We start from the raw sequence: 12,814 nt of genomic DNA, 5'->3' as shown, positions 1-12,814 counted from the left end.
CTTTTTTATATATAAATTATACAGTATTGGTCGGTAGTGCCTTGGTTTAATTTTCTTATCTTCGCACCGTTTCTGTGCCATACCTAAACTAAACATGAAAATAAAAAAAGCTGTAATTACCGCCGCAGCCCGGGGCGAAAGACTTTATCCGGTGGCCGATACCGTTCAGAAAGCCATGTTGCCGGTAATTGATATTGATGGTTTACACAAGCCGGTAATCCAGATTATTTGTGAAGAAGCTTTTGCCAGTGGCATTGAAGAAATCTGTGTGGTTTGTGCGCCCGGCGACGGCCCGCGGTACCAGGAAGCTTTTACTTCGCTCCGGAATAATTTACTTCAGTCTTATAAAGGCGTACAATGGGCCCGCGAAGAAGCCGATAAAATTGACCAGTTAACCAGCCGTTTACAATTTGTAGAACAAACCGAGCCATTGGGTTACGGACAAGCCGTTTACTGCGCCCGCAACTTTGTAAACAACGAACCATTTTTATTACTGCTCGGTGATTATTTGTACGTATCTAATCTGCGCGAAAAACGTTGTGCGGCCCAGTTAATAGAAATAGCACTACAGGAAAACTGCTCCGTATCGGCGGTAAACCCCACTATTGAGCACCAGATTAGCCGCTACGGTACTTTAACCGGCAAGCACCTGCCCAACCAGCCCGGCGTTTACCAGATAGATAAAATTATTGAAAAACCATCGCTGAGTGTAGCCGAACTGGAATTGCAGACGCCTGGTTTGCGCATGGGCTATTATTTATGCTTCTTTGGCATGCACGTTTTAATGCCGGCCATTTTTGATATTTTAGAAAAACACCTGAACACCGGCGAAACGAATATTCAGTTAACCCCTGCTTTACAGGAACTGGCCGCTGCCGATAAATATTTGGCCCTGGAAGTTAAAGGAAACCGCTACGATTTAAGTAAGAAGTTTGGCATGTTGCAGGCCCAGATTGCCTTGGGTTTAGCTGGTCATGCCCACGACGAAACCCTGACTACGTTGGTAGAATTGCTCGCCGAAGCTAACATCCGTCAACTTAATTAAAAATATGGGAGCCGGATGGCAGACTTGTTTATCCAAATAAGTCCGTCTGCTTTGGCCTGGATAAGATATAAGTGCATGAATATTTTTATAAATACCATTACCTCGCCCGACCCGGAAGTTAGAAACCGCTCTTTTTACCAAATGGCTCAGGCGTTTTCTTCCGCAGAATTATTCCGGGCTTTACAGGAGTTAGATGATTTTCGGAAAACTACGCCTAATTTGTACGAAAAAGTACGGGCTATTCTGTTCCTATACTCGGGTTACCGATTCTTCCTGATGGAAGCCAAAGACGTACCCGCTACCGGTAAAATTCCTTACGCCGGGTTCGAAGATTTATTGGGTCGGCGGTTTGAGCAGGCAATTACTACTTTTCTGCAGGAAGTAAAGCAGCACGGCCCCAATGCTACTTTGTTTAGCGGCCTCGCCGATAGCTACCACCATTTGTCTTTCCAGATTCTGGCCGACCAGGTGCGGAAAAGTGTACGCTCCAGCAAAGGTAACCAGTGGATGTTCCGGGTAGGACACCAGGACGAGCACCCGATTAAAATTCACCCAAAACTACTGCAACGAGCCGAAAACAGCTTGTTTTACCCGGTGCTGGAAGAACAAACTTCGGTGCGCATGGACTTAACCCACAGTGGCTGGTCCGATATTTTCTTTTTGGGCATGGATTACCCCGAAGGCGCGCGGGTTATCAATATATCGATTGATTTAGGGGTATTTGGCCGCGATAAGGATATTAAACCACCTCTGCAAACCTATATCCGGGTTATCGAAGAACCGGTGCTGCGCCTCACCAGCATCGATCTGAACACCACCAAAGATATTCGCGACCTGGCCGATTTATTTAACTTCGGTAACGATTACCTGAGTTTGGTAAAAGCCGGCGTAATTGCTTCGGGCTTAATTCCGCCCTCTTTCGAAGGCACCAACCAATCGCTGGAGAAAATATTATCCCGCATGGTGGCGCCCGGCATGGGCATTGAGGTGGTAACCAAAGTAAACGACATTCCGAAGGGCTCGCGTTTTGCGGTATCTACTAATTTATTAGGCTCCATCATCAGCTTACTCATGCGGGCAACCGGCCAGACCAAAAACCTGGTAGGTGGCCTGGAAGAAAGCGAGCGCCGTTTAGTCGCCTCGCGGGCCATCTTGGGTGAATGGATTGGTGGTTCGGGTGGCGGTTGGCAGGATTCCGGCGGCGTTTGGCCCGGCATCAAAGCCATTAATGGTACATTTGCTCAGGAAGGAGACCCCGAAGCCGGTATCAGCCGTGGTACTTTATTACCGCGGCACCGGGTATTACAGGGCGAAGATATTCACCCGGAAATTTCCAATAAAATAACTAACTCGCTGGTACTGATGCACGGGGGTATGGCGTCTAACGTAGGGCCTATCCTGGAAATGGTTACCGAAAAGTACCTGCTCCGCGGCGAAAGGGAATGGGAAGCCCGTCAGCAGACGAACCAAATATTCGATAATATTTTGGGGGCCTTAAAAGAAGGCGATATTCAGAAGTTAGGTGCGAATACGGCCCGTAACTGGGAGTACCCGATTAAAACCATTATTCCGTGGGCATCTACTTATTTTACCGAACAAATTATTGCCAAAGCTAAAAAAGAATTTGGCGCTGATTACTACGGTTTCCTGATGCTGGGTGGCATGTCGGGCGGCGGTATGGGTATGTTTGTGAACCCGGAAAAGTACGAGCATTATAAAATGCGGGTGCTGGATTTACTCCGTACTACTAAAGCTGAACTATCGGATGCCTTGCCTTTTGCTATGGAACCGGTAGTGTATAACTGGCGCATTAACCAGCGTGGCACTTGGTCTACCTTACACGAAGGAACAGAAGCCCTGATGCCGGAGCAATATTATGGTATTCATGTGTCGGAACTGGTCCGCAAAGACCCCAATGCCATTTCGTACATCCGGCGGGCCGAAATTGATCATTTTACGACTTTAGCCGAGCAGCATCACCTGGCGTACCCGCTTCTGCGTACCATTGTGAGTAACCTGTTTAAAGTATCTGATCCGTCCTCACAAAGCAACCGCAGCGACGAAAACGAAAAAGCGGACCGGATTAAAAAAGAAAACGGCTTCGATTTTATTCAGCACGAAGAAATAAGGGAAGAACTACAGAAAGGCCGCATTGGCTTATCGCGTAACCGCTTGCACGCCGAAACTACCATTGAAGATGTGCGCCCAACCGATGTGGTGCAACTGGAAGAATTAACCGCCGAAACAAATATTGGCGAAAACGCTATTAAAGCCAGCAAAGTAGGGGTATTAAGTTTGGCCGCCGGGGTAGGTAGCCGCTGGACAAAAGGAGCTGGGGTTATTAAGGCCCTGAACCCGTTTGTAGAAATTGACGGTGTGCACCGCAGCTTCCTGGAAATTCATTTGGCTAAAACCCGCACTGTAGGCGAGAAATATCAGGCTGTTATTCCGCATTTGGTAGCTACCAGTTATCTCACGCATAAACCCATCGAGAAAAAACTAAGTCAAACCGGTAATTTCGGGTACAATGGACCAGTTTACTTGTCCCCGGGGCGTTCTATCGGACAGCGATTTGTACCGATGGAGCGTGATTTGCGCTTTATGTGGGAAGAAATGCCACAGGAAACCCTCGACGAAAACAAGCAGAAAGTACGGGAGGCGGTGCGCCGAACCATGATTAACTGGGCCAAAGGCAAAGGCGAAGGTACCGATTACGTCGATAATATTGCCTCGCAACGTTTCTCACCGCTAGGCCATTGGTACGAAGTATCGAACCTACTGCGTAACGGTACTTTAGCTAAACTCCTCGACGAGAATCCACAGGTAGAAACCATTATGCTGCATAATATTGATACCTTAGGTGCTGATGTGAACCCGGCCGCTTTGGGGCATCACCTGGCATCGGGTAACGTACTGACGTTTGAGGTAGTGCCGCGCCGCATAGAGGACCGTGGGGGTGGGTTAGCCCGCGTAAACGGCCATGTACGTTTACTCGAAGGTTTAGCCCAGCCCCGCGAAGAAGACGAACTAAACCTAAGCTACTACAACACCATGACCACCTGGATTCAGGTAGATCCGTTATTGGCCTTATTTGGCCTTACTCGCCAGGATTTAAAAGGTGAAGCGGCGGTACTAGCCAAGGCAGTACGTAAAGTAGCGCACCGGATGCCAACCTACGTTACCATTAAAGATGTGAAATACCGCTGGGGGCACGGTCAGGAAGATATTTACCCAGTTGCCCAAATAGAAAAGCTCTGGAGCGATATGTCGGGCTTGACCGATATCCAGTGTGGCTATATAGCCGTGCCACGGTTAAGGGGCCGGCAAATGAAAGACCCGGCGCAACTAGATGCCTGGGTTACCGATGGCAGTAAAGATTATATTGCCGCCCTTTGTACTTTTTAATATTTAGATAAACTTCTTTAAAAAGCTGCTCTTAATTTCAGGAGCAGCTTTTTTATTGCTTAAGCTTCTGTAACAGCTAGCACCAAAACAAAAAAGCTCTGGCCTTTTTAAATGCCAGAGCTTTACTTAAATTTTTAATCCTGTACTACTACAGGAATATTCTATTAAGTTGAAATTATACCGAGAAGCTGTCGCCGCAACCGCAGGTACGCGAGGCATTAGGGTTATCGAAGTAAAAGCCTTTTCCGTTCAGACCATCCGAAAATTTGAGTTCGGTGCCGGCCAGGTACAAAAAGCTTTTCATATCTACTACAATTTTTACGCCTTTGTCTTCAAACTCCTGGTCCATCGGTTTTACTTCATCGTCGAAGTCGAGTTTGTAAGATAAGCCAGAGCAGCCACCACCGGCTACCGAGGCGCGCAAACGGAAATTATCAGTCAGTTGGGCATCGGCTTTTAGCTTTTCTACTTTTTCTTTGGCTAAATCTGATACTGTTATCATGGCTTTGCAATTTTAGGAAGCAGGTTTGGATTAAATAAACGTCAATATTGCCGCTTCTTTCTTTAAAATATTAATTGCAAAAAGCAGACCAAGTTCCGGTGAGGGGCTAGTCTGCTTTCTGCGTTAAATAACCCGGATGGGTTATTAATTTTGTTAGTGGTGCGCTTTCGCTTCTTCCAGGGCCGGTAAGCCGTTTTTTACCCGGTAGTCGTTAATAGCAGCTTTAATCGCATCTTCGGCTAATACCGAGCAGTGAATTTTTACCGGCGGTAAAGCTAACTCTTCTACAATCTCCATGTTATCGATAGACAAGGCATCGTCAATAGATTTGCCTTTTAACCATTCGGTGGCCAATGAAGATGACGCAATGGCAGAACCACAACCAAAAGTTTTGAATTTAGCGTCGGTAATAACCTGGTTTTCGTCTACTTCAATTTGCAAACGCATTACGTCGCCACACTCAGGGGCGCCAACTAAGCCAGTACCAACATTGGCTTTAGATTTATCCAGCGTACCTACGTTGCGTGGGTTGCTGTAATGATCAATTACTTTATCTGAATAAGCCATTTCTTTATCAATTAAAAATTTGAAATTAAAAATTATGAATTACTTAGAAATACGAATTACAAATTAGAATGATTTATTTAAATAATTGCTGATGAATAAATTAAGTTAATTAACCAGCACCATTTCTAATTTCTAATTCGTAATTTCTAGTTTAAATATTAGTGCTCAGCCCACTCAATTGAGTTCAGGTCGATGCCTTCTTTAAACATTTCCCACAACGGCGACATTTCACGCAACTTATTAACCGCTTCGGTTACGTGGCTGATGGCGTAATCAATCTGCTCGTCGGTGGTAAAGCGGCTTAAACCAAAGCGCAACGAAGAGTGTGCCAGGTCGTCGCTTAAGCCTAAAGCTTTTAACACGTAAGAAGGTTCCAAAGAGGCCGAAGTACAAGCCGAACCAGAAGAAACGGCTAAGTCTTTCACGCCCATCATCAGGCCTTCACCTTCCACGTATTTAAAGGAAATATTGGTAACGTGCGGCAGGCGGTGTTCGCGTGAACCGTTTACGTAAGATTCTTCTATTTTTAATAACTCTGTTTCTAATCGGTCGCGCAGACGGGAAGTATGCTCAATATCGCGTTGCATTTCCAGGCGGGCCAACTCGCAAGCTTTACCTAAACCCACAATACCGGGTACGTTAAGCGTACCAGAACGCATACCGCGCTCGTGGCCACCGCCATCCATTTGGGCCGTAACTTTAACTCGTGGGTTTTTCCGGCGTACGTACAAAGCGCCAACACCTTTTGGTCCGTACATTTTATGCGCGGTAAAGGCCATCAGGTCAATGCCGTCGGCCTCCACATCTACCGGAATTTTACCTACGGCTTGGGTACCATCGGTCATAAACAAAATGCCGCGTTTTTTAGCGATAGCCGATATTTCCCGGAGTGGTTGCAGAACACCCACTTCGTTGTTGCCGTACATGATGGCAATTAAAATGGTTTTGTCGGTAATAGCGGCTTCCAGTTCTTGCAGGTTAATTAAGCCTTCGGCATCAACGGGCAGGTAAGTTACCTTGCCGCCCAGTTTCTCGATGTGCTTGCAGGTGTCCAGAACAGCTTTGTGTTCGGTGGTAGCCGTAATAATATGGTTGCCTTTGGATGCATACATTTCAAACACGCCTTTAATGGCCAGGTTGTCCGATTCGGTAGCACCAGAGGTGAAAATTATTTCTTTGGGATTACAGTTTATTAAAGCGGCAATTTGATCGCGGGCATAATCAACGGCCTCCTCGGCGGCCCAGCCAAACGGGTGGTTGCGGGATGCAGCATTCCCGAAATGCTCGGTCATGTACGGAATCATCGCTTCCAATACCCGTGGGTCCATGGGTGTGGTGGCGTTGTTATCGAGATATATAGGTAACTTTAACATAAGATTTCCTTAAAATTAATGCGGATTATTGTGTTTTAAAAACACCTTAATATTGGTAATAGTTTTATTTACCGCGCAAAAATACACAATAATAAACGAAAATTATATACTTGTTTAGAATTATTCAACATGAAGAAGATTGAGCATATTGGTATTGCTGTAAAAGATTTTAGTTCTGCAAACAACTTGTTTTACAAACTGTTAGGTAAGGAGCCCTATAAAACCGAAGTGGTAGAGTCGGAGCAGGTATCGACCTCCTTTTTTAGAATAGGCGAAAGCAAAATAGAATTATTGGAAGCCCTGAGCGAAGACAGTACCATTGCAAAATACCTGGAGAAACACGGGGAGGGTATTCATCATATCGCGTTTGAAGTAGAAGATATACTGGCCGAAATGAAGCGTTTAAAACAAGAAGGATTTAAATTACTAAGCGATATACCCAAACCCGGCGCGGATAATAAACTGGTATGTTTTGTACACCCCAAAAGTGCCAACGGTGTGTTAATTGAGCTTTGTCAGGAAATTAAATAAACTGCTGAGCTGTTGGGTATGGGGCTATTCAGGATTATTGCTGGCAGTACATTATTTTATGTAGGCATTGGGTAAAAACAAGTTACTTCTGGTTATTAGCTATGTTAACTAATCGGAGAGATTTCTGTAATAAAACCTTGAATTAACCAGTACCATAATTACCAGCTAAGTAAAAAGCTTTTGATAGGTAGAAATAATTAACTTTGCCCTAAACCTTTAAAATAGTTATTTACCCGTAGTTAGTGCAGCAGTTAGATATTGTTTTACCTTGTTATAACCCCTTGCCTAACTGGGCTGCAACGGTAGTGCAACAAATAAAAGAGTTAGAACAAGTATTTAACCACACCGAGATATTTCTTTATTTGGTAAATGATGGGTCAACGCAGGGTATAACGCCAGCCGATATAAGTTTACTTAAAAGTGCTATCCGGAATTTTACCTATCTGCCTTATGCAGTTAACCAGGGTAAGGGCTACGCTTTGCGGAAAGGGGTTGCGTTTGCACCGCACGATTTTTGCATCTATACCGATGTCGATTTTCCTTATCAAACCGAAAGCTTTGTAGAAATTTATAACGCTATTGTGGTAGAGCAGTTTGCCGTAGCAGCCGGTGTACGCAATAACGATTATTACCTGGAAATGTCTGGCAACCGGGCACCTCTTTCAAAAATATTAAAATTCCTGAACCGGAAAATTTTCCGATTGCCTATCAACGATACCCAATGCGGTATAAAAGGATTTAATCAGAAAGGGAAAGAAATATTTTTAAAAACTAAAATCAACCGCTATTTGTTTGATTTAGAATTTATTTATTTAGCTGCCAAAGATACCTCCATTAAGCTAAAACCAGTACCGGTAGTATTGCGGCAAGGTATAACTTTTCGGAAGTTTGATTTAAAAATATTAATTGCCGAAAGTACCAGTTTTGTAAAGCTTTTTCTAAAGCTATACAAATGACGTAGGTTTAAGATATCTCAAACTATATCGTTTTTAACAGAGCTAGATAATTATCTAGTGACCTCGTTTTTATCAGTTTTATATTTGATAAAGGAGCACTAATAGCCCAGGATATATTATCGCATGCTACTACACATAAACAGGAATGCGATTTTTCTCTTTGGAGCAACTTAAGCACAAAGCACCCATTAAGTTCTTAGAATTTGTGCAGTATACTAATGAATATAATATCATAGAAGGAATAATATTGAAGATTTCTGATGGAGTAGAAATATCTAATGATTAGGCAAATATTCAGTTTGAATTTACACTTTTAAACCCCAAAACAAAATCAAAGCTCTTGTTAATGGGGTGAATATGGTAGTTGATGAACTCATGATTAAACCTTGCGATTTAAGTATTTATGAGATTGTACCCGGTAATAAAATTTGTATACAATATCTATCTTGTCGGTTCTTAAAAAGAAAGCAGGTACTTTTTAGCTGGTTCTAAAGCTGCTGAATTAATTCATAAGTTTGCTAATTAGAACTATACCATTATGGATGCTGGCTTAAATTTCGTTCGAAGCGTTAAAGATTAAAGTCGCCGGATAGTTTTTTTTTGCCTCTTACTCTTGCGTACCTTTGCGTTTTATTAGCTAATACTGAAAGAAACTACATGGGCGATACGCTACTCCCTAACCAGGAAATATTTTCGATAATTGCCCAGGTGGCTGCTAAACTAGGGGTAGAAACTTACGTTATTGGTGGTTATGTACGGGATTTAATTTTAAAACGGCCTTCTAAAGACATAGATGTGGTTTGCGTGGGGAGCGGTATTGCCTTAGCCGAGGCCGTTTCGCAAGCGTTACCCAACAAACCCAAAGTTTCGGTATTTAAAAATTTTGGTACGGCTATGCTGCGCGCCGGCGATTGGGAAGTAGAATTTGTGGGCGCCCGCAAAGAATCGTATCGCCAGCATTCGCGCAAACCCGAAGTAGAAGCAGGTACTTTGGAAGATGATTTAAAACGGCGCGATTTTACCATTAATGCTTTGGGCATAAGCTTAAACCAAACTGATTTTGGCCATTTAATTGATCGCTTTGATGGTCTGCAGGATATAAAACGTAAAAATATCCGGACCCCGCTGGAACCCGGTATTACTTTCTCCGACGATCCGTTGCGCATGATGCGCGCCATCCGGTTTGCAACGCAACTTAAATTCGACATTGATCCCGATACATTTGATGCCATAATAGCGCTCAAACACCGCATCGAGATTGTATCGAAAGAACGGATTATTGATGAACTGAATAAAATTATTCAGGCCGAAACGCCCTCGTACGGGTTTAAATTATTGTTTCAGGCGGGTTTGCTGCAACTTATCTTTCCTAAGATGGTAGCCTTGCAAGGTGTAGAAACCGTAAACGGTAACTCACATAAAGATAATTTTTACCATACCCTGCAGGTTTTAGACAATGTAGCCAAAGTATCTGATGATCTATGGCTGCGGTGGGCCGCCATTATGCACGATATTGCCAAACCCGATACGAAGCGCTATCATCCCAAAGTAGGCTGGACTTTTCATGGCCACGAAGACAAAGGCGCCCGTATGGTTCCCCGGCTGTTTCAAGATTTGAAATTGCCCCTGAACGACCACATGAAGTTTGTGCAAAAACTTGTCCGGTTACATTTGCGGCCCATTGCGTTGGTAAAAGAAACCGTTACCGATTCGGCTATCCGCCGCTTATTATTTGAAGCCGGCGAAGACATTGATGCCCTGATGCAATTATGCCGCGCCGATATTACTTCTAAAGACCATAATCGGGTAAAACGATATTTACAAAATTTTACCAAAGTAGAAGAAAAAATCCGGCAGGTTGAAGAAAGCGATAAACTCCGCAATTTTCAGCCGGTTATTACCGGCGAAATTATTATGCAAACTTTTGGCCTCAAACCGTCTAAAGAAGTAGGTATTTTAAAGGAAGCCATTACCGAAGCTATTTTGGAAGGAGAAATCCGGAACGAGTACGAAGAAGTTTTTGCTTTTTTACTGAATACCGGCCAGCGCTTGGGTTTTAAACCTGTTTAGTTTAGATTCTGGTACAGCCTTTCGTATTCTTTTCTCGGACAGTTGGGGAAGGTTATTAAAATCCAATGTGCCGGTTTACTTAGGTTTATAATTAAAAACGAAAGTAAGCCTGAGCTTACTTTCGTTTAACTGCGTGTAAAATTAACTATTCCGTTTCCTTGCGCTATTCAGTTTCTTCTTCTACAGTTCCCATACTGGATTGCTCGGCTTCTACGTTGGTTGGTTTGCCTTTGTAGGTAAGGTGGCTGGGGCCCGAAATATCGGCTTGCAAATTTTTAGTAACAAACACATTGGCACTGCAGGCACCGGATAATTCTATGTCGGCATTTATGGCGCGTAAGTTAGTAGCCCGCACCTGGCAAGCGCCCGAGGCTTCTAATTTAAGTTTTTCGCTGCTACCCGCCAACCTGCTTTCGCAAGCGCCGCTCATATCAATTGTTAGTTCCTGGCACCGGATGGCCAAAGCGGTTTCTACTGCGCCCGAACCGTTTAACTTAAAACTATTGCCCGAAAACCCGGCGGCATCAACTTTTACTGCGCCAGATAAATCCAGGCCGGTAAGCTCGGGCATCTCCACAATAATTAAAATTGGTTCCTGGTTTTTAAACGATATTCCGAAGCCTTCGCGTTTTGGTTTAATGCGCAACTCCTGGCCATCCCGCGTAATTTCCAGGCTGTTTAAACTTTCCTGATCGCCACGGGCGGTAACGGCATACCGGTTACTTGGTCTTACTTTTACGTGGTAAGCGCCGCTTACCCGCAGGGTACGAAAATCCTGAAAGTTGAAATTACGGGTGCTAGTACCGTATTCATCTTCGTTGCCCAACGGCGATTGTAACACGGTGCGTTCATCGTTCCAGGCTACATCGTTGGTTACAGGGGTAATGGTAGTATCGGGTGCCGGGCAGTTAAGGCAAATAAACCGGTTGTTTTTTACCTGCCACAAATAGCGGCTCAGTTCGGCATTGTTGTAATTACGGTCAAAAGAGGCCGAAGGCAATAGCCAGGCAAATTCTTCAGAAATCCGGAAAGTTTTACTTTCGGGCAATAATAATTTTACCGATAAATTTTGTTCCCGCCAGATAGCATTGGGCTTAAAGCTGAACTGATTATCCAGGGTAATAACGGAGTCTTTTTGCTCTGCCCGGTAACTGATCATGTGGGCATTCCGGATGGCTGCCGATTCGGTAAGGCCTTTGGCCCGAAAAGTTTGAATTAGTTTTACGGTATTGCCGGTATAACTTTCTACTTCTACATCGGTAGCGCCGTGGCGGAAAGAATTATTATAGCGGGCATTTTTTAACAAAACGGTTTGGTAAGGCTCTACTGGAAAATCTTTTTGCTCGACAAACTCGCCGCTTTCACGGAAGTTTTGCAAGAACTGTGCTACCGAAAGACCCAGTATAAAGCAGCTTACAATCCAGATGGCAAATAAAGACCAGACCAGAGCCGGCCGCAGGTAAAAGCGTTTTAGTAATAAACCAAAAGCCATTATTAAAAAAAACAAACAAAGTATAAAGTTGGCCAAAAAGCCGGCTACTATGCCATATTTGGGGTAAGTACTGGTAAATAAGGCAAACGGCACATCCGTAGGAATAAAAGCTGAACCATCGATAATATTTAAAGCAGTAGCAGCCATTAAAACCAAAATAAAAATAAAGGCTACGGCAATCAGCATTAACAAAACGCCCGCCATTATCCGGATTAAAGTAACTACAAACGATATAATCGGACCCAGTACCCGTGCTATAAAGTTTAGAGCTTGAGCTACAAAACGGACGGGCAATAAAATAGCGCGGGCAAAAGAACTTTCCTGTCCGTTTTCGTCTTTCATGCGCAGGTTGGTTTTTAAAGAATCTTCTATACTCGATAAAGTTACCGGGTTACCCTGCATCTGTACCCGATCGGTTATGGTAGAGGCTTCGGGCAAAACTATCCAGAGAATGATGTACAACAGAAAGCCAAAACCGCCTACTAAAAACGAAATCAGGAATATTAACCGAACCACGTTAGTATCTAAGCCAAAATACAAAGCCATACCGCTGGCCACGCCGCCTAGTTTTTTGTCGTCGGGGTTCCGGAAAAGCTTTTTATTGGTATTTTCGGGTAAGTCGTAACTCTTCGGGAAAGATATCCAGCAAAGGATATAAATAACCACTACCAAACCGGCCGGAAAACCACCCGGAATTGCAAACAAAAAGGTTAAAAGTACAAATGCTATCCGTACCCAAATAGGGTCGATGCTCAGGTAATTGGCAATACCGGCGGCTACCCCGCTAATTACCTTATGTTTTAAGTCGCGGTGCAAGTTACGCGGGGGCACGGTATGGTTGTAAGCTCCCCCGGTATAGGTATTGTCTGAAGA

General features: G+C 44.0%; 9 protein-coding genes. 5 read left to right on the top strand and 4 right to left on the bottom strand.

Features of this window, described 5'->3' with window-relative positions:
• The first annotated feature begins 94 nt into the window (after positions 1-94).
• A complete protein-coding gene (locus tag ACO1R6_RS09690; protein WP_486264275.1) occupies positions 95-1,045 on the top strand; it encodes a UTP--glucose-1-phosphate uridylyltransferase in 951 nt (316 codons plus the stop codon).
• Between the two features lie 75 nt (positions 1,046-1,120).
• Positions 1,121-4,450 (top strand): UTP--glucose-1-phosphate uridylyltransferase, encoded by a 3,330-nt coding sequence (locus tag ACO1R6_RS09685; protein WP_486264273.1) that lies wholly within the window; start codon positions 1,121-1,123, stop codon positions 4,448-4,450.
• A 175-nt stretch (positions 4,451-4,625) separates the two neighbouring features.
• Here ACO1R6_RS09685 and ACO1R6_RS09680 read toward each other — a convergent pair whose 3' ends face one another.
• From ACO1R6_RS09680 to ACO1R6_RS09670, 3 genes are all read right to left on the bottom strand, one after another.
• A complete protein-coding gene (locus ACO1R6_RS09680; protein ID WP_146904265.1) occupies positions 4,626-4,952 on the bottom strand; it encodes a HesB/IscA family protein in 327 nt (108 codons plus the stop codon).
• A 153-nt stretch (positions 4,953-5,105) separates the two neighbouring features.
• Positions 5,106-5,519: a Fe-S cluster assembly scaffold IscU gene (gene iscU, locus ACO1R6_RS09675; protein ID WP_146904268.1), complete on the bottom strand. Its 414-nt coding sequence runs from the start codon at positions 5,517-5,519 to the stop codon at positions 5,106-5,108.
• A 158-nt stretch (positions 5,520-5,677) separates the two neighbouring features.
• Positions 5,678-6,892 (bottom strand): IscS subfamily cysteine desulfurase, encoded by a 1,215-nt coding sequence (locus tag ACO1R6_RS09670; protein WP_486264272.1) that lies wholly within the window; start codon positions 6,890-6,892, stop codon positions 5,678-5,680.
• Positions 6,893-7,021: 129 nt separating this feature from the next.
• Here ACO1R6_RS09670 and mce point away from each other — a divergent pair, with 129 nt between their 5' ends.
• From mce to ACO1R6_RS09655, 3 genes are all read left to right on the top strand, one after another.
• The gene (mce, locus tag ACO1R6_RS09665) at positions 7,022-7,423 is read left to right on the top strand and encodes a methylmalonyl-CoA epimerase (RefSeq protein ID WP_486264271.1); all 402 of its coding nucleotides are present in this window, start codon (positions 7,022-7,024) and stop codon (positions 7,421-7,423) included.
• A 242-nt stretch (positions 7,424-7,665) separates the two neighbouring features.
• A complete protein-coding gene (locus ACO1R6_RS09660; protein ID WP_486264269.1) occupies positions 7,666-8,379 on the top strand; it encodes a glycosyltransferase in 714 nt (237 codons plus the stop codon).
• 657 nt (positions 8,380-9,036) lie between these two features.
• Positions 9,037-10,449: a CCA tRNA nucleotidyltransferase gene (locus tag ACO1R6_RS09655; protein ID WP_486264267.1), complete on the top strand. Its 1,413-nt coding sequence runs from the start codon at positions 9,037-9,039 to the stop codon at positions 10,447-10,449.
• Positions 10,450-10,612: 163 nt separating this feature from the next.
• On the opposite strand, the gene ACO1R6_RS09650 is transcribed toward ACO1R6_RS09655, so the two are convergent.
• The coding region (locus ACO1R6_RS09650) for a PspC domain-containing protein (RefSeq protein ID WP_486264265.1) at positions 10,613-12,814 on the bottom strand (2,202 nt) is incomplete at its 5' end.

This window comes from Adhaeribacter sp. (assembly GCF_057359045.1).
Note: the sequence above shows the minus strand (reverse complement) of the source record. Positions and strands in the feature narration are given on the sequence as shown.

Coding starts and splice junctions, on each gene's coding strand:
- ACO1R6_RS09690 (WP_486264275.1), top strand. CDS start 95: ATGAAAATAAAAAAAGCTGTAATTACCGCCGCAGCCCGGGGCGAAAGA.
- ACO1R6_RS09655 (WP_486264267.1), top strand. CDS start 9,037: ATGGGCGATACGCTACTCCCTAACCAGGAAATATTTTCGATAATTGCC.
- ACO1R6_RS09670 (WP_486264272.1), bottom strand. CDS start 6,892: ATGTTAAAGTTACCTATATATCTCGATAACAACGCCACCACACCCATG.
- ACO1R6_RS09680 (WP_146904265.1), bottom strand. CDS start 4,952: ATGATAACAGTATCAGATTTAGCCAAAGAAAAAGTAGAAAAGCTAAAA.
- iscU (WP_146904268.1), bottom strand. CDS start 5,519: ATGGCTTATTCAGATAAAGTAATTGATCATTACAGCAACCCACGCAAC.
- ACO1R6_RS09685 (WP_486264273.1), top strand. CDS start 1,121: ATGAATATTTTTATAAATACCATTACCTCGCCCGACCCGGAAGTTAGA.
- mce (WP_486264271.1), top strand. CDS start 7,022: ATGAAGAAGATTGAGCATATTGGTATTGCTGTAAAAGATTTTAGTTCT.